This is a genomic window from Nocardia sp. NPDC059195 (assembly GCF_042754695.1).
Lineage (GTDB): Bacteria > Actinomycetota > Actinomycetes > Mycobacteriales > Mycobacteriaceae > Nocardia.
Map to the genome: position 1 here is coordinate 1 of NZ_JBHZBG010000029.1, position 17797 is coordinate 17797.

The window sequence follows — 17797 nt, forward strand, 5'->3', positions numbered from 1 at the left end:
GAGCGCTAACCGGCGACCCGGCCGCGGACCGGCCACTTCGTGGCCGCCGCTCCCTATGGGTCGCGGGTGCGGGGTTGGGAGTGCGGTCATGGCGGTCTTGATGTGCACGGTGTGGTTGGGGGGTGCGGGTGGTGGCGGTCTTGATGTGCACGGTGTGGTTGGGGGTGCGGGTGGTGGCGGACTTGGGGTGCACGGCAGCACAGAAGGAGCAGCACAGAAGGACATGGGTAGCTCGCCGGGTACGGGCTAACTCAGCCAGCCCACGACCGACGGCCGCCGACACAGAGTCAGCGGTCGGTGAAGTCTGGCCTGAGTACGCGGGGAGGCGGGACAGTCACGCGCCGGGGCCTACGTTTTTGCTGTTGCGGGTGCGCAAGGCGTGGACGTAGTCCTCGGGGGCGCCTGCTTTTTCGGCTGCGTCGGCGATGACGCCGATGTAGCGGGCCGAGGGGAGGCCGCCCTCATAGGCGTCGAGGACGTAGAGCCAGGCTAGGCGGGATTCGCCTTGGGTGCCGGTGACTCGGATTCGGATCTTCTTGTGGATACCGAAGTCGGAGCCTTCCCAGCGGTCGAGGCTGTCCTCGTCCTCGGGGGAGACGTCGTAGAGCACGACGAATACCCGCTGGCCGGGGTCCTCGACGACGGTGGCCAGCGGCCCTTCCCAGCCGATGTCGTCACCGGCGAAGGTCAGGCGCCAACCCTCCAGCCACCCGGTCCCGGACATGGGCGAATGCGGGCAGCGTTCCAGCATCTGCGTCGAGTCCATGTTGGACCCGTAGGCGGCATAGATCGGCACCATGAAACTGTAGCCAATAAACACGGCGGAATTCCTGTCTCCCACCCAGATCGGCTGACGGTCACACTCGCCGGCGGCGCTGTAACACCCGCCCCCGTTCCCGAGGGCCCTGCGTGGCTACGCTTCGCCGGCGTGTCCCAGCCCGCCGGTCACACCGGGAACGTGGCACAGAACACGCGCACCGTTGTTCACCGATCCGACCCGGCCATGTCACATCGCACCTGAAATGATGGCCTCGACAGCACGGACGAGCCCTCACAAGGGGCAGGTCCGATCAGGCGAGCACAAGGAGCGTGACTGGTGGCACGGATTGCGATCATCGGCGGTGGACCGGCCGGATACGAGGCGGCGCTGGTAGCTGCCCAGCACGGGGCCACGGTGACCCTGATCGACGCCGACGGCATCGGTGGCGCCTGTGTGCTGTGGGATTGCGTGCCGTCGAAAACGTTCATCGCCTCGACCGGCCTGCGCACCGATCTGCGCCGCGCACGCGATCTCGGTATCACCCTCGACGCCGATCAGGCCAAGGTGCATCTGCCCGAGGTGAACGCTCGCGTGAAAGCTCTCGCGCTGGCGCAGTCCTCCGATATCCGCACCAAGTTGCAGGCCGCGGGCGTGCAACTACTTCCGGGCTACGGCGAATTGGTCGGGCCCGCACCGGGTTTGGCGCACCGCGTGCGCGCGACGCAGGCCGACGGCAGCACCGAGGAGTTCGAAGCCGAGGTCGTGTTGATCGCGACCGGTGCGAGCCCGCGGGTGCTCCCGGGTGCCGAACCCGACGGTGAGCGGATCCTGAACTGGCGTCAGCTCTACGACCTGCCGGAACTGCCCGAGACGCTGGTTGTCGTCGGATCCGGTGTCACCGGCGCCGAATTCGTGTCCGCGTACACCGAGATGGGTGTGCCGGTGAAGCTCGTGTCGAGCCGTGATCGCGTGCTGCCCGGCGAGGACGCCGACGCGGCCCTCGTGCTCGAGGAAGCCCTGGCCGAACGCGGCGTCGAGCTGGTCAAGCACGCCCGCGCCGATGCCGTGGAGCGCACCGCCGACGGCATCGTGGTGAAGCTGTCCGACGGCCGCACCGTCACCGGCTCGCACGCGCTGATGACCGTCGGCTCCACCCCGAACACCCAGAACCTCGGCCTCGACCGGGTCGGTATCGAACTCGACCGCGGCGGATACCTTCGCGTCGACCGGGTTTCGCGCACCTCGGTGCCCGGTATCTATGCCGCGGGCGACTGCACGGGTCTGCTGCCGCTGGCTTCGGTGGCCGCGATGCAGGGGCGGATCGCGATGTACCACGCGCTCGGCGAGGGTGTGAGCCCGATCCGGTTGAAGACGGTGGCCTCGGCGGTGTTCACCCGCCCGGAGATCGCGACCGTCGGCGTCAGCCAGACCGCCATCGACAATGGTGAGGTCCCCGCGCGGACAGTGATGTTGCCGCTCAACACCAATCCGCGCGCGAAGATGTCGGGGCTGCGACGCGGCTTCGTCAAGATCTTCTGCCGCCCGGCGACCGGTGTGGTGATCGGCGGTGTGGTGGTCGCGCCGATCGCCTCGGAGCTGATCCTGCCGATCGCGCTGGCGGTGCAGAACAATCTGACCGTCACCGACCTAGCCCAGACGTTCTCGGTGTACCCCTCGCTCACCGGTTCGCTCACTGAAGCCGGACGTTTGCTGATGCGCCACGACGACCTCGACTGAACTCGTAACACCAGAATGTGAAACGAATCACAATGGGTTTCGGGTTTCGAATTGTGTTGTTCGCCAACGCTGCTCGTCGATTCTCGGCAACCGTGACACCAGGTGTTTGCGCAGGCGGCGCCCGGTGAACTCGAAACCCGGTGCTGCGTTGCCTGTCCCGCGCTCATGTGGTTGACTCACCGCCGAGGCGTGATCAGATGTGATCGCGTGGTGGAGCAGTGGGGGATTCCCTCCGGGAAAGGGATTACGAAAAGTGAAGCATCGTAAGCCGAGTCGGGCGCAGCGAGCGATGGCAAGCACGTCGTTGCCGTTGGCCGCCGCGGCAGCCGTGGCAACCCTCCTCGCGGCACCGGCCGGCGCGGTCCCCAGTGACCAGCCGACTACGCCAGCGACTCCGGCTCCTGCGCAGCCGGGCCAGCCTTCGGGCGAAGTAGAAGCTCCGGAGACCCCGGAAACGGAAACCCCGGAGAGCGTCAAGCCGGGTCAGACGAAGCCGGGCGAGACCAAGCCGACGCCGGCCCAGCCGGGTGTCACCAGCCCCGCGCCGGGTCAGCCGGAGCAGGGCACCCCCGCCAAGCCGACGCCGAGTCAGCCGGGCGTCACCAGCCCGCGTGTCGCGCCGCTGCCGGTGCCGGGACAGGCACAGCCCGCGGTCCAGCCGGAGCGTGCGGGCGCGACGCCGGATCAGCCGGGTACCACCAAGCCGGAGACGGGCGCCACGCCGAGCCAGCCGGGCACCACGCCGGGCCAGCAGCAGACGCAGCCCACCGTGCCGTCCGATCAGGGCACCGGGACCGGCACCCAGGCCGAGGTCGAGTCTCCGGACACCCTCATCCAGGAGCCGAAGGAACCGGCCTGGCAGGCACCGCGCCTGGCCAACGCGCCCGCCGCGCCTGTCGTCGAGATGGAAGGCCCGCGCCAGGAAATCGGCGTCACCGTCGACGGTGCCGGGATCCTGGCCAACACCCACCACTACAACAACGCCTCGGGCTACGTCGGCACCGTCGGCTACCGGACGCCGGGTGGCGGTTTCGGTGACGCCGGTGTCTCGGTCGAGTACGTCGGCGCGAACTCGGTCAAGGTCACCACCTTCAACGGTGGCGACGGCCGTGCCGACAACACCACGGTGACCGTGCTCGACACCACGCAGGCGAACCTGGCCAAGGCCGCGGTGGAGAACTGGATCAAGGCGCAGCCGGGCGGCGTCGCCGCGCTCGATGCGGCCGCGAAGGCTACACTGCCCGTGCCGGGTGAGTTGCTTCAGACGTTGAACGTCGCGGGTGTGAACACCCAGTGGGGTGGCTCGATCCAGTACTGACACGCAGTACGTCGTGTGGGGCGGTCGCCTTCGACCGCCCCACACGTGTGTCCTGGGGAAAGGATTGACTTGGGCACCGAGGGCGACGACAACGAACGCGGCGATCAACGACCTGCTGCGGAATTCGGTCCTCCCGTAAGCGATTTCGGGCCGCCGGTCGATGACGCTGGTTTCGGTGGGCCCGTTCCCGCCGCGCCGCCGCCCGCGCCGTCCGGGGTTCCGGAGCGAGGTTGGCGACCGGCCGGTCCGCCCGCCGGTGCGCCTACGCCCGGCCCGTTCGGTCCGCCGGCAGGTGCGCCCGCGCCAGGTCCGTTCGGTGGTCCTGTCGCGGGTCAGCCGCCTGTTGCTCCGCCGCCGGGTCCGCCCCCTATCGCCGGTTCGGTGCCACCCGGACCGCCCGCCGGTCAAGCGCCCCCTCGGCTACCCGATAGTCGCCGTTCCGCGCCGACTTCTGTTTTCGGTGACGCACTGGCGACGCCACCGCCTGCCGGACCGGGTCCGCGCAACGCGCCGCCGTTCGGTGGTCCCACTACTGCCGGTGGGGATACCCCTGCCGGTCCAGGGTCGCGGGAGTCCGCGCCGTTCGGTGGTCCCACCCCGGGTGGGCCGCCCGCGGCCGACCCGACGGTGCGTTTCGGTGGCGAGCAGCCGCGCGGTGAGAGTTCGGTCTTCGGCGACTCGGTGTTCGGTGATTCCGTGCCGGTGACGTCCGGTCGTGAGCTCACCGAGGTGATCCGTCGCGGTCGTCCCGGCCCCAAAGATCCTGCGCCGCAGCCACCCTCGCGCGATAGCGGGCCTTCCTCGGAGCCGGTGCGTCCGCCCGAGGGCTCGCGTACCCCCTTGGTCCCCGATAAGCAGCGGCCCGCAGGCGACAAAGCGTGGTGGGACAACCCGGACGATGACGGCGCGATCCCGAAGCCTCCAACCGAGCCAGGCCTGTCGTGGGCCGACGATCCGATCGCTCGCCGTCTCGCGCCGAAGATGCCCGCCACCCCGGCGCCGGAGGAGAAGGAACCCGATAACAAGCGCCTGCGCTGGATCATCGGCGGTGTGGCCGCGGCTGTGTTGCTCGTGGTGGCGCTTGTTCTGACGATCGGTCTGGTCAAGCGCGGCGGCGGCGCCGATCCCGGTGTCACGGCGGCGCCGGTTCCCTCGGTCGCGTCCGGCTCCGAGTGTCAGTCCGTCGCCGAACAATCCGTCACCGTCGGCAACGGACCTGGCGACACCACCACCGGTGCCAGGGCCATCCTCGGCTTCCAGTACGCCTTCTACACCGATCGATCCGGGGCGAAGGTGCGCGAATTCGTGGCGCCCGACGCCGAGAACATCTCACCTGCCGAGACGATCCAGCAGGCGATCGACGGTCAGATTCCCGCTGGCACCACCCACTGCGTGAAGATGCGCGAAACCACCGTGGGCCGCTACGACGTGGAACTGCGCGAAATGCACCCCGACGGTTCGGCCGTGGTCTACAAGCAGGAGATCATCACCACCAACACCGACGGAAAGTGGCAGGTCAAGTCCATCACCGCTCGGTAGTGTCTCATTCTGTGAGACAACAATTTCATATTCTGGTAGGCGATATGCAATCGTAGGATGATTGCTTCTCTTGGCGTCCCCCGGAGGTTCCTATGTCGCTGACCATTCCAGCATTGGCGGGCAAGCTCGCCGGCCTGCAGAGCTCGGCGATCAGGGACCTGCTCAAACTCACCGCCCGCGACGACATCATCAGCCTCGCTGGTGGGCTCCCCGACGCCGCCCTGATGCCGCGCGAGCGGATCGCCCTCGCTGCCGAGGCGGCCCTGCGTGACCCCGCCGTGCTGCAGTACACCGAGTCGTCCGGCTGGCCTGCCCTGCGTGAGGTGATCGCGGCCCGCGAATCCGCCAAGATCGGCCGCACGGTGCCCGTCGCCGAAGTCTTCATCACCCATGGCTCACAGCAGGCGCTCTCGCTCCTGGCTGAGGTCCTTCTCGATCCCGGTGCCCTCGTGATCGTCGAAGACCCCGCGTATGTCGGTGCGCTACAGGTCTTCCGAGCTGCCGGTGCCCGAATCGTGGCCGTCCCGCTCGACGGCGAGGGCATGCGTCTCGACATCCTCGAAGACCTTCTGGCCGCAGGCGAACGTCCCGCCGTCGTCCACACCGTCTCCACCTTCCACAACCCCGGCGGCGTCACCCTCACCCCCGAGCGCCGGCAACGCCTCGCGAAACTTGCTGAGGCCCATGGCTTCTGGATCATCGAAGACGACCCCTACGGCGAACTCTGGTTCGACCAGCCCGCACCCGCCCCGGTCGCCTCGTATTCCCCCCAGGTGATCCGTCTGTCCAGCGTCTCCAAAATCCTGTCCCCCGCCCTCCGCGTCGGCTGGATGATCGCCCCCGAAAGAGTCTGCCGCGCAGTAGAACTCCTCAAACAAGGCGCTGACCTCTGTGGTTCCGCCCTGACCCAGCAGATCGCCACCGACCTGCTGGCCGGCACCAACTGGATTGCGGCCCATGTGGATTCGATCCGCACCACCTACGGCACCAGAGCCCGCGCCCTGGTCTCCGCCGTCCGCACCACCTTCGGCGACCGCATCCGTTGCACAGACCCCGCCGGCGGCATGTTCATCTGGGCCGAATTCACCGACAACACCGATACCTCCACCCTCCTCCCCGCAGCCCTGGACGCGGGCGTCGCTTACGTCCCCGGCGCCGCCTTCGCCGTCACCAACACCACCCCTAACACCCTCCGACTCTGCTTCACCACCTCCGACGAACCCACCCTGACCGAAGCGGTCAACCGCCTGTCGAAGGCCGCACCTGCCTAGAGATCGGCGGCACTCGGCGGTGACGGAGTAAGGGCCGAGGCAGCTTGCGCGGGCGGTTCATACCCAGTTGTAGGTACGTTCGACGGCTTTGTTCCAGTCCGCGTAGCGGCGGGTGCGTTCCTCTTCGGGCATCGAGGGGGTCCAGGTCTGGTCGGCGGACCAGTTGGCTCGGAGGTCGTCGAGGCCGGACCAGAAGCCGACTGCCAAACCGGCCGCGTAAGCGGCGCCGAGGGCGGTGGTCTCGCGGACTACCGGGCGGACGACGGGGACGTCGAGGATGTCGGCTTGGAATTGCATGAGCAGGTTGTTGCCGGTCATGCCGCCGTCGACTTTGAGGGTGGTGAGTTCGAGGTCGAGGTGCTGGGCGGCCGCGTCGGCGCGCATGGCGTCCACGACCTCGCGAGTTTGGAAGGCGGTGGATTCGAGTGCGGCTCTTGCCAAGTGGGCCTTGGTGACGAAGCGGGTGAGGCCAGCGATGACACCGCGGGCATCGGGGCGCCAGCGGGGGGCGAACAGGCCGGAGAACGCGGGGACGAAGTGGGCGCCGCCGTTGTCTTCGACGCTGAGGGCCAGGGGTTCTACTTCCTCGGCGGAGGAGATGATGCCGAGGTTGTCGCGCAGCCACTGGACCAGCGAGCCGGTGACGGCGATGGAACCTTCCAGCGCGTAAACCGCTGGGGCGTCACCGAGTTGGTAGCAGGCGGTGGTGAGTAGGCCGTGCTTGCTGAACACCGGGGTGGTGCCGGTGTTGAGGAGCATGAAATTGCCTGTGCCATAGGTGTTCTTGGCTTCACCGGGGGTCAGGCAGGCTTGGCCGAAGGTGGCCGCCTGCTGGTCGCCGAGAATTCCGGCGACCGGGATACCTTCGAACGGCCCGGAGGTGATGTCGGCGTAGACCTCTGACGAACTGCGGATCTGCGGTAGCAACGACATCGGGATGTCGAAATCGGCACAGATCCGCGAATCCCATTGCAGAGTACGAAGATCCATCAGCATGGTGCGTGAGGCGTTGGTGACGTCGGTGAGGTGTTCACCGGTCAGCTTCCACAGCACCCAGCTGTCCATGGTGCCGAAACACAGGTCACCGGCTTCGGCGCGTGCCCGGACACCGTCGACATTGTCGAGGATCCAGCGCAGTTTCGGACCGGCGAAATAGGTCGACAGCGGCAGCCCGGTGCGGTCCGCATAGCGTTGCGGCCCTTGATCACCCGCGAGTTCGGTGCACAGTTGGCCGGTGCGGGTGTCCTGCCAGACGATCGCGTTGTACACGGGCTCGCCGGTCGCCCGATCCCACACCACGGTGGTCTCGCGCTGATTGGTGATGCCGACGGCGGCCAGATCCCCGGCCGAACACCGACTGTTGCCCAGGGCCGCACCGAGTACCGACTCGGTATTGCGCCACACCTCCGCCGGATCGTGCTCCACCCAGCCGGGCTTCGGAAAGATCTGCCGATGCTCCCGCTGCGCGGTCCCGACGATCCGGCCCTGCCGATCGAAGATGATGCACCGACTCGAAGTCGTGCCCTGATCGATGGCGGCCACATAGCGACGCATTGATGCAGGTTACCGAAAGCTCGGCCCGCTGCCGCAAGCTTTGTCCCCGGCGATGACGGTGCCGCGGATTGCTGGTGGCATCGACAGGCGCCTGGCGAAGGTCGCCCAGCTGACCGCGCGAAGGAGTTGGCGCCGGAACCAGCCGATCGACCGTCCGGTTCGGCATCCGCACCGAATTTCGCTCCCACGCCTCGCCGCGCACGTCCCGAGCGACGAGCGCGCAGTACGTTTAGCCTGTACGCAGCGGCGCCGCCGAACGCGGCGTTTACCCCACTGTCGACTGGGACCGGCCGGAATCGGTCGGTGGCGAGGAGCCGAGCATGTCGCAGACACCGGAGTTTCCGTACCTACACCCGGGTGAGTTGGTCGCGGGCGGAAAGCGGGACCGGCTCGTGCCCGGCGATCTGGGGCCCGAACATCGGCGTTCTGCCTGGGAACGTCTGGGGAAGGATCAGTTCGACGTCCTGGTCGTCGGTGGCGGGGTGGTCGGCGCCGGTATCGCGCTCGATGCTGCGACGCGCGGTCTGTCTGTCGCGCTGGTCGAGGCCCGCGATCTCGCCTCGGGCACCTCGAGCCGCTCGTCGAAGATGTTCCACGGTGGCCTGCGCTACCTCGAGCAGCTCGAATTCGGGCTGGTCAGGGAAGCGCTGAAGGAACGCGAGCTGGCGCTGTCGACACTGGCACCGCACCTGGTGAAGCCGCTGCGCTTCCTCTACCCGCTGACCCACCGCGTGTGGGAGCGACCGTATGTCGCCGCGGGTCTGACTCTGTACGACAGCATGGGCGGCGCGAAATCCGTTCCTGGACAGCATCATCTGACCCGGCACGGCGCGCTGCGCCTCGCACCGGGCCTGCGCCGGGATTCGATGATCGGCGGTGTCACCTACTACGACACCGTCGTCGACGATGCCCGCCACACCATGACGGTCGCCCGCACCGCAGCCCACTACGGCGCGGTCATCCGCACCTCCACGCAGGTCGTCGGGTTTCTGCGTGAGGCAGACCGGGTCGTCGGGGTGAAATTGCGTGACACCGAGGACGGGCGCACCGGTGAGGCGCGCGCGAATGTGGTGATCAACGCGACGGGCGTCTGGACCGACGAGGTGCAGGGTCTGTCGCGGCAGCGCGGCCGATTCCATGTACGCGCGTCCAAGGGCGTGCATATCGTGGTACCGCGCGACCGCATCGTCAGCGATGCCGCGATCATCCTGCGCACCACCACTTCGGTGCTGTTCGTCATCCCGTGGGGCGCGCACTGGATCGTCGGCACCACCGACACCGACTGGAATCTCGATCTCGCCCACCCCGCGGCGACCAAGGCCGATATCGACTACCTGCTCGGCCGGGTCAACGAGGTACTGGTCACCCCGCTCACCCACGCCGACATCGACGGGGTCTACGCGGGCCTGCGTCCACTGCTGGCGGGGGAGAACGACGAGACGTCCAAGCTCTCGCGCGAACACGCCGTGGCCCGCGTCGCGCCCGGACTGGTGAGCATCGCGGGCGGCAAGTACACCACCTACCGGGTGATGGCGGCCGACGCGATGGACGAAGCGGCACAAGATATTCCGGCGCGCGTCTCGCCCTCGATCACCGAGAAGGTCGCGCTGCTCGGCGCCGATGGGTACTTCGCGCTGGTCAACCAGACCGTGCAGCTCGCCGAGCACTACGGCATCCACCCGTACCGGATGACGCACCTGCTCGACCGCTACGGCTCTCTCGTCGACGAGGTGCTCGCCATGGCAGCGGGCAAACCCGAACTGCTGCAACCGATTACCGACGCCCCTGCCTACCTGCAGGTCGAAGCGGTCTACGCGGCCGCCGCCGAGGGCGCGCTGCACCTCGACGATATCCTGGCCCGTCGCACCCGCATCTCGATCGAGTACCCCGATCGCGGCGCGAACAGTGCCGAGCAGGTCGCCCACCTCATCGCACCGGTACTCGGTTGGGACGCAGACGATATCGACCGTGAGGTGTCCACATACCAGGCGCGCGTGCGGGCCGAAATCGAATCGCAGACCCAGCCCGACGACAAGTCGGCCGACGCACTGCGGGCCGCAGCTCCCGAGCCACGCCCGCAGCTACTGGAACCCGTGCCGCAGGACCGCTGAGCCTCAGACCGGGTCGATGCGGGCTTTGAGCAGGCAGAACTCATTGCCTTCCGGGTCGGACAGGACATGCCACGACTCCTGCCCCGTCTGGCCGATATCGGCCGGGCGCGCACCGAGCTTCAGCAGGCGTTCGAGCTCGGCGTCCTGATCACGATCGGTGGGATTGACGTCGAGGTGCAGCCGGGACTTCCCGTGTTCGGGCTCTTCCCTGCTGCTGAGGATGATCGTCGCCTGCGGTCCACCGAACCCCTCGCGCGGGCCGATCTCCACGGTGCCGTCGTCCTCCCGGTCGAGGACGACGAAGTCCAGGACCGCACACCAGAATTGGGCAAGCGCCTCGGGGTCGCGGCAACCGAGCACGAGCTCACTGATCCGACATGCCATCACGAAACCTGCTCTCTAACTGGGGAGACGCCCCTGGCCGTTAGCGATGAAAACAATCCCGAGATCGTATCGAACAAGGCGATGCGCGGTGAGGTGTTTTTCAGGGAAGTGGCTGACAGCGTGGACAGAAGTAGATTCCGCGTTCGCGCTGGCTGATGCGATCGGCGGGGTCGTCCTCGCCGAGGAGCTGGGAGGCGATGGCGGTGCCGCAGCGGGGGCAGGGGCGCCGGGTTCGGCTGTAGACCATGGGGCGCCATGGTGGCTGGTGCGCGGCCTTGCCGAGGACGCGGTGGGCTTCGTCTACGAGCGCCGGGAGATCGGGAATCTCGCCGACGGGGGCAGTGGGGTGGACTCGGCGGAGGAAGCAGATCTCGCTGCGGTAGATATTGCCGATGCCTGCCAGATTGCGCTGGTCGAGTAGGGCGAGACCGATGGCGCGGCGGGGGTATTCGGTGAGTCGGCGCAGGGCCTCGGCTGGATCCCAGTTCGGGCCGAGGAGGTCCGGGCCGAGGTGGTCGATGACGGTGTGCTCGTCCGCGCGCGGCAGGACTTGAACCTTGCCGAGCGAGAATCCGACGGCCTCGACCTCGTCGTTGCCGAGTACGAGCCGCGCGGTGACCCGTGGTTTGGTCCAGCGCTGGCCGCAGTGGAACACCCGCCACTCGCCCTCCATTTTCAGGTGGGTGTGGATGCTCCAGCGGTCGGTGCGGACGAACAGGTGCTTGCCGTAGCTGGCGACCTCTTCGACGAGATCGCCGACCAGATTCACCGTCGCGTACCGGGGCACCCGGAAGTCGCTGCGGGTCAGGGTTTTACCCACCAGCGCCGTGCGCAGACGTGCCGCGGTGCGGAAGACGGTGTCGCCCTCGGGCATTCGGCTACACCTGCCTGCGCAGCCGCAGACCGCTCGGGGTCATCGAGAAACCGGCTTCGATCAGGACGTCGACGAAAAGGTTGCCGTGCACGGTTTCCCCATTGATCTTGTCGATCACCAAGCTGTCGACCCTGCGGTCGCGCACCAGTCCGGCCAGTGCGAGCGCTGCCGCACGGCGCAGGCCGATGTCTTCGGTGAAGCTGAGCAGCGTCTTGCCGCCGCGCTCGGAGTAGAGCACCAGCTCGCCGCCGACCAGAACTACCACGGCGCCCGCTTTGCGGCCCGGCCGATGACCGCCTTCGGCGTCGCCCTTCGGCCACGGCAGGGCGGCGCCGTAGGGGTTGGCTGGGTCGCACGCCGCGAGGGCGAGTGCGACGCCCGCTCTGGTGTTGTCACGGTCGGTGTCGAACGACCGCAGGCGGTCGACGGTGTCGGTGGTGGAGAACTGGGCGCCGCCGAGGGTGTCGACGAAATAGCCGCGCCTGCACCGGCCGCGATCCTCGAACTCGGTGAGCACCCGGTACATCAGCTGGAAACCGCCGGATATCCCTTCGTTCTGCACCGAACCGCGAGTCAGCACGCCATAGCGTTCGACGAGCTGATCCGCGGTGGCGTGGGCGCGAACAGTGTTGTCCTGCACGCGTTCCGGCAGGATCGACCAGCGGCCGGCCAGCGTCGGCGGACCGGACCGGGTCGGCATCGACGGTCGTGGCAGGTACGCGCGGCCTCGGGGAGCGCGGCGCGGGGTGCGGTGTGCGGTGGTGGCGCGGGCGGTGCCGGACAGCAGGGCCCGCACCGGGGCGAAAGTGTCACCGGAGACGTATCCGGCCCAGACCAGCTGCCACAGTGCGTCGCCGGCGGCTTTGTCGTCGAGCAGACCCGCAGCGTCGGCGAGCTGCCGGAAGAAGAAGGCGCCACCGCCGCTCAGTGTGGATGGCAATCGCGGGAGGTCAGGAGCTTGTCCCGCTAACGGGTTGCCGGACTCGCTTGGCGCCTGTTCCTTTGGATCAGGCCGCAGGCCGGTGGGCGGGGGCCGTCGAGCCGACTCTCTGGCATCACTGCTTGCCGGCACGGGCGCCGAGTTGCCAGGGCTGGTCGCCGCCGTGGCGGGATCGGGTGCGTCGAGGTCGACAACTTCGCGTTCGCCGGTTCGCGAGAGTCCGCTTGCTTGCGGCGTCGCCGGATCCGCGGAGATCCTTCGTCTCCGGGCGGCCTTCGGACGAATGGCGGGTGTGTCCGAGTCGACCGCTGAACCAGGGGCGGTGTCGGGTGGGGGCCATGGCTCCAGGTTCGCGCCGAGTGCGACCAGCAGGCCGAGCTGGGTATCGGTGGGGTCGATCTCGTCGGCGGGAGGCAGGGTGAACGGTGCTTGGTCGGCCAGGTGCAGGGCGATCCAGCCGTCGCGGGCGGTGATGGCGCCGTGGCCCGACCACACCACCTCGCCGGTCGCCATCAGCTCGTCCAGCATGGCGGGGGAGTAGTCGCGGACTCGCGTCGGCAGGATCAGCGACTCCCATGCCGAGGCCGGAATCGGCACGCCCGCAAGCTGTTCCACCACCGTGGCGACACCGTCGACGCCGCGCAGCTCGCCGGAACCGACGTGTTGCCAGGCGGGCAGGAAGCGTCCGAAGGCCGCGGTGGAGACCGGCTCGACCTCGTGCCGGGCGGCAGCCAGCGAACGGCGGCGCAATCGGCGCAAGACCTGGGCATCACACCACTCGCCACCGGCGGTACCCGGCGTGAATTCGCCTTCCACGACCCGCTTTTCGGCGAGCAGGCGGTGCAGTGACGTCGCGGCGACGGCGGTACCCAAGCCGAAGCGGGCGGCGACCGCGGCCGTCGTGAACGGTGCGTGCGTGCGCGCGTAGCGGCCGACGAGGTCGCCGAGCGGATCGGGCACCGGTTCGATGAACGCGGCAGGCACGCCGATCGGCAGCGGCACCCCGAGCGCATCGCGCAGACGAGCGGCGTCCTCCACCGCCACCCACCAGGTACGTCCCGCGAACGAAACTGCCAGCGCCCGCCGCGAATCCCGCAGCTCCGCAAACCAAGCCGGTGCATCGGAATCGATGAGCAGGTCGTGGCTGCCACGATCGGCCTGTGCTCCGCCGTCGGAAGGACCGTCGTCCGAGCGGGTTCCATTGTCTGGGTGCAAGGCAACGCTGTCGGGGGGTGCGGCGTTATCCCGGGGGATATCAGCCGGCCCGGCTCCGACGGCTCCTGCGCCGGGTCTCGGGGCGAGTTCGCCGGACTTCGAGGCTTGTTCGTGTGTGCGAAAGTCGTCCGGGGCTCGACTTTCCATCGCCTCGGCGTGGCGAGCGGCGGATGCGGTGCCGGGGCGGGGGACGCAGCGGGCCGCGGCTTCGGCGGGAGTGAGGGGGCCGAGGAGGCGCAGGAGGTCGGCCAAACCTTCGGGATCGCGGGCTCGGCGTTCGGGGGTGAGGCGTTGGAGTTCTTGTTCGGTCAGGGTGATAACGGCGGGGTCGAGGAGTTCGCGGAGTTCGACGCGGCCGAGGAGTTCGGCGAGCAGGCTGGAGTCCAGGGCCAGTGCGGCGGCCCGGCGTTCGGCCAGTGGGCTGTCGCCGTCGTAGAGGAATTGGCCGATGTAGGAGAACAGCAGGGCGCCCGCGAAGGGTGACGGGCTCGCCGTTTCGACTTCGATCAGGCGGATCTCGCGGCGGGCGACCTGGGTGAGCAGGTCGCGCAGGGCGGGCAGGTCGTATACGTCGCGCAGGCATTCGCGGACGGTTTCCAGCAGGATCGGGAATTGCGGGAATTTGCGTGCCACGTCGAGCAATTGGGCCGAGCGCTGCCGCTGCTGCCACAGCGGTGCGCGCTTGCCGGGATCGCGGCGCGGCAGCAGGAGCGCCCTGGCGGCGCATTCGCGGAAGCGGGACGCGAAAAGCGCGGAGCCGCCGACCTGTTCGGTGACGATGTCGTCGATCTCGTCAGGCTCGAAGGCGAACAGTTCGGCGCCGGGCGGCTGATCGGTGGTGTCGGGCAGGCGCACGACGATGCCGTCGTCGGAGGCGGTAGGGGCGGCGTCGATGCCGAACTGTTCCTGGAGGCGCGCGCCCACCGCCAGCGCCCATGGTGCGTGTACCGGGGTGCCGTAGGGGGAGTGCAGCACCAGCCGCCAGTCGCCGAGTTCGTCACGGAATCGTTCCACGACCAGCGTGCGGTCGGTGGGCAATTGACCTGTGGCACTGCGCTGTTCCTCGAGCAGACTGACGAGATTGGCCGTCGCGTTCTGATCGAGCCCGGCTGTCCGCACCAACTGTTCGAGCCGCGCCGCGGGCTTGCTCTGCTCGACCGGCGACGGCTTCGCCGTCGCAGCTTTTCCGGCCGGCGCATCGGCGGGCCGGGTTCGGTTGCTGGACGCTTTCGCGCGGCCGATCTTCTTCGCGCTCGATTCCACCCCGGCTACCGGGAGGCCGGAAACCTCCGACATGGCCTCGACCAGGGACACCGGGTCCGAAACCGCCGATGGCGGGACGACTGTGGTCGGCCCGGCGCCCATTTTCGCCACGATCCGGCTCAGCTCATCGGTAGGGACCCGACCTGCTGTACGCACGAATTCGCCCAGCGCAGCACCCAATTCGGCGGGACGCCCCAACCCGTCACCATGCCAGAACGGCAACCGTCCCGGCAGTCCGAACGCGGGTGACACCAGCACCCGATCGAAGGTGATCTCCTCGATCCGCCAGCTGGTCGCACCGAGCGCGAACACATCACCCACGCGCGATTCGTAGACCATCTCCTCATCGAGTTCACCTACCCGAGAAGCCTTCTCGCCCACCATGAACACCGCGAACATGCCACGGTCGGGAATCGCGCCACCGGAGGTCACCGCCAGCCGCTGCGCGCCGGGACGGCCGGTGATGGTGCCCGCGTCGCGGTCCCACACCACGCGTGGACGCAGTTCGGCGAACTCGTCGGACGGATAGCGCCCGGCCAACAGGTCGAGCACCGATTCGTAGGCCGAGCGTGGCAGGTTCGCGTAGCTGCCGGTGGAGCGGACGATGTCGAACCAGCCGTCGACGTCGATCGGTTCGAGCGCGCAGGCCGCCACCGTCTGCTGGGCGAGGATGTCGAGGGGGTGCGCGGGGATCTGGAGCTGCTCGATCTCACCCGCGAGCATGCGCTGGGCGGCGACGGTGCAGTGGATCACGTCGGTTCGGTGCTTGGGAAACAGCACGCCCCGCGAGATCTCACCGACCTGGTGCCCGGCGCGGCCGACTCGCTGCAAGCCGCTGGCCACCGATGGCGGCGCCTCGACCTGCACCACCAGGTCCACCGCGCCCATATCGATGCCGAGTTCGAGACTGCTGGTGGCCACCACGCAGCGCAGGCGACCGGTCTTGAGATCGTCTTCGATGATGGCGCGCTGTTCCTTGCTGACCGACCCGTGATGCGCGCGCGCCAACAGGTGGTCGGCCCCGTGGATCACCTCGGTGGATGGTCCGAGCTGGGCGGGTGGCTTGTGCTCTGTCTCCACCGGCTCACCGAGCCGGGCGGCGTAGGTCTCGTTGAGTCGCGCTGTCAGCCGCTCGGAGAGCCGCCGCGAGTTGGCGAACACGATCGAGGAACGGTGCTCGAGAACGAGGTCGACGATGGCCTCGTCGACATGCGGCCAGATCGACCCCGGCTGATCGGAGTCGCCGCCGGGATCGGTCATATCGGCCACCGGCACCCGCACGGACAGGTCGAAGGTCTTCGGTGCGGGCGGGCGCACAATGGTGATCGGCGCGTTCCCGACCAGGAACCGCCCGACCTCCTCGGGCGGGCGCACCGTCGCCGACAACCCGATCCGCTGCGCGGGCTTGTCGGTGAACTGGTCCAGCCGGGCCAGCGACAGCGCCAGGTGCGCACCACGCTTGGACCCGGCGATGGCGTGCACTTCGTCGACGATCACCGTATTGACCTGGGCAAGCGTCTCGCGAGCCGCCGAGGTCAACAGCAAGAACAGCGACTCGGGAGTGGTGATGAGAATGTCCGGCGGCGTGCGCAGCATCGCCCGACGCTGGGCAGGCGGAGTATCACCGGAGCGCACCCCCACCGAGATATCCGGCGGGTCGAGTCCCAACCGTTTCGCCGTCTGCGTCACTCCTACCAGCGGCGCCCGTAGATTGCGCTCCACATCCACCGCGAGTGCCTTCAACGGCGAGACATAGAGCACCGAGGTGCCCCGGGGCGCCCCCGGCTCGGGTGGCTCCCGCTGAGCCAGCTGATCGATAGCCCACAGAAACGCCGACAAGGTCTTGCCCGACCCCGTCGGCGCGACCACCAGCGTGTTCTCCCCGGCGGCGATCGCGTCCCACGCGCCGAGCTGGGCCGACGTCGCGCCGGGGAACGCGCCGTCGAACCACTGTGCCGTCGCGGGGGAGAACCGATCCATAGCACCAAGTGTGCACCGACCCACCGACAACTTCGCCGACCTCATGCGCCCCGACCTGCGTGAAGATGTCGATGACCGGGGCGGCGCGTAGCCCGGGTTGTGGCGTGGATCGCACTCGTCGCTACCCTCGACTCTCGTGCAAACGGTGCTGAGAGTCGACCTTGTCGGCCATGGCCTTACCGAGGCGGTACGTAAGGCGCGTTTTCCTGTCGATGAACCCCTGGACGAGTCGGGGCGGGCCGCGGTGCGCGCCTGTGTGCCGCTCGATGAGGCGCTGGTGCGGACAGGGCCCGAGAGGCGGGCTCGGGAGACGGCGGAGGAATTGGGCCTCGTCGGGGAACAGGACGTGCGATTACGGGATCTCGATGCCGGGTCGTGGCGGGGCAGTGAGATGGGCAAACTCGCTCAGGATCAGCTGTTCGCCTGGCTGACCGACCCCGAATTCCGTGGGCACGGTGGCGAATCCGTCACCGATCTGGTCGACCGGGTGCGGTTCTGGTTGGCCGAGATCGCGTCGTCGGGGCGCGACACCGTGGCGGTGACGCATCCGGCCGTGGTGCGGGCGGCGCTGCTCGTGGTGCTCGACGCACCGGCGAAGTCGTTCTGGCGCATGGATGTTCCGCCCGCGAGTGTCACCCGGCTGCACTATCGGGGGAACTGGACCCTGCGGCTCGGCAACGGATAACGAAGAAGGCCCCGGAGTGAAAACTCCGGGGCCTTCTTCGTAGTAGCGGGAACAGGATTTGAACCTGCGACCTCTGGGTTATGAGCCCAGCGAGCTACCGAGCTGCTCCATCCCGCGTTGCAAATACCACTTTACACGGGGTGGGTCGGAAGGCGAAATCGCATGG

At 68.3% G+C, this 17797-nt stretch carries 11 protein-coding genes and 1 tRNA gene; 6 read left to right on the forward strand and 6 right to left on the reverse strand.

Annotated elements, in window-relative coordinates:
- Window positions 1-334 precede the first annotated feature (334 nt).
- Window positions 335-796 (reverse strand): gamma-glutamylcyclotransferase, encoded by a 462-nt coding sequence (locus ACFXKN_RS27425; RefSeq protein WP_378919964.1) that lies wholly within the window; start codon window positions 794-796, stop codon window positions 335-337.
- 300 nt (window positions 797-1096) lie between these two features.
- Between ACFXKN_RS27425 and ACFXKN_RS27430 the strand changes: the two genes are divergently transcribed.
- The 4 genes from ACFXKN_RS27430 (at window position 1097) to ACFXKN_RS27445 (ending at window position 6625) form a co-directional block, all read left to right on the forward strand.
- Entirely contained in the window at window positions 1097-2497 is a 1401-nt protein-coding gene (locus ACFXKN_RS27430) for an NAD(P)H-quinone dehydrogenase (RefSeq protein WP_378963730.1), read from the forward strand.
- Window positions 2498-2786: 289 nt separating this feature from the next.
- Window positions 2787-3815 carry a hypothetical protein gene (locus ACFXKN_RS27435; RefSeq protein ID WP_379434109.1) on the forward strand — a complete coding sequence of 343 codons (1029 nt, stop codon included), beginning with the start codon at window positions 2787-2789 and terminating at the stop codon, window positions 3813-3815.
- A gap of 381 nt (window positions 3816-4196) precedes the next feature.
- Window positions 4197-5354, forward strand: coding sequence for a hypothetical protein (locus tag ACFXKN_RS27440; RefSeq protein WP_379434110.1), 1158 nt, complete (start codon window positions 4197-4199; stop codon window positions 5352-5354).
- 92 nt (window positions 5355-5446) lie between these two features.
- Window positions 5447-6625: a PLP-dependent aminotransferase family protein gene (locus ACFXKN_RS27445; RefSeq protein ID WP_379434111.1), complete on the forward strand. Its 1179-nt coding sequence runs from the start codon at window positions 5447-5449 to the stop codon at window positions 6623-6625.
- Window positions 6626-6682: 57 nt separating this feature from the next.
- Here the strand turns inward: ACFXKN_RS27445 and glpK are convergent, their stop codons facing one another.
- Window positions 6683-8179, reverse strand: coding sequence for a glycerol kinase GlpK (gene glpK, locus ACFXKN_RS27450; protein WP_379434112.1), 1497 nt, complete (start codon window positions 8177-8179; stop codon window positions 6683-6685).
- A 320-nt stretch (window positions 8180-8499) separates the two neighbouring features.
- Between glpK and glpD the strand changes: the two genes are divergently transcribed.
- Window positions 8500-10290 (forward strand): glycerol-3-phosphate dehydrogenase, encoded by a 1791-nt coding sequence (gene glpD / locus ACFXKN_RS27455; protein WP_378963725.1) that lies wholly within the window; start codon window positions 8500-8502, stop codon window positions 10288-10290.
- Window positions 10291-10293: 3 nt separating this feature from the next.
- On the opposite strand, the gene ACFXKN_RS27460 is transcribed toward glpD, so the two are convergent.
- The 3 genes from ACFXKN_RS27460 to ACFXKN_RS27470 form a co-directional block, all read right to left on the reverse strand.
- Entirely contained in the window at window positions 10294-10674 is a 381-nt protein-coding gene (locus ACFXKN_RS27460; protein WP_378963724.1) for a VOC family protein, read from the reverse strand.
- A gap of 100 nt (window positions 10675-10774) precedes the next feature.
- On the reverse strand, window positions 10775-11548 hold the full coding sequence (locus ACFXKN_RS27465; RefSeq protein ID WP_378963723.1) for a DNA-formamidopyrimidine glycosylase family protein: 774 nt from the start codon (window positions 11546-11548) through the stop codon (window positions 10775-10777).
- A gap of 4 nt (window positions 11549-11552) precedes the next feature.
- Window positions 11553-16946, reverse strand: a complete 5394-nt coding sequence (locus ACFXKN_RS27470; RefSeq protein ID WP_379434113.1) for a DEAD/DEAH box helicase — start codon at window positions 16944-16946, stop codon at window positions 11553-11555.
- A 136-nt stretch (window positions 16947-17082) separates the two neighbouring features.
- Between ACFXKN_RS27470 and ACFXKN_RS27475 the strand changes: the two genes are divergently transcribed.
- The gene (locus ACFXKN_RS27475; protein ID WP_378963721.1) at window positions 17083-17631 is read left to right on the forward strand and encodes a histidine phosphatase family protein; all 549 of its coding nucleotides are present in this window, start codon (window positions 17083-17085) and stop codon (window positions 17629-17631) included.
- Between the two features lie 43 nt (window positions 17632-17674).
- On the opposite strand, the gene ACFXKN_RS27480 is transcribed toward ACFXKN_RS27475, so the two are convergent.
- Window positions 17675-17748: transfer RNA gene (locus ACFXKN_RS27480), tRNA-Met, on the reverse strand.
- Between the last annotated feature and the right edge of the window lie 49 nt (window positions 17749-17797).

Excerpts from the sequence above, each read along its gene's own strand:
- ACFXKN_RS27435 (WP_379434109.1), top strand. The coding sequence starts at position 2,787 with ATGGCAAGCACGTCGTTGCCGTTGGCCGCCGCGGCAGCCGTGGCAACC.
- ACFXKN_RS27445 (WP_379434111.1), top strand. The coding sequence starts at position 5,447 with ATGTCGCTGACCATTCCAGCATTGGCGGGCAAGCTCGCCGGCCTGCAG.
- glpK (WP_379434112.1), bottom strand. The coding sequence starts at position 8,179 with ATGCGTCGCTATGTGGCCGCCATCGATCAGGGCACGACTTCGAGTCGG.
- glpD (WP_378963725.1), top strand. The coding sequence starts at position 8,500 with ATGTCGCAGACACCGGAGTTTCCGTACCTACACCCGGGTGAGTTGGTC.
- ACFXKN_RS27460 (WP_378963724.1), bottom strand. The coding sequence starts at position 10,674 with ATGGCATGTCGGATCAGTGAGCTCGTGCTCGGTTGCCGCGACCCCGAG.
- ACFXKN_RS27465 (WP_378963723.1), bottom strand. The coding sequence starts at position 11,548 with ATGCCCGAGGGCGACACCGTCTTCCGCACCGCGGCACGTCTGCGCACG.
- ACFXKN_RS27470 (WP_379434113.1), bottom strand. The coding sequence starts at position 16,946 with ATGGATCGGTTCTCCCCCGCGACGGCACAGTGGTTCGACGGCGCGTTC.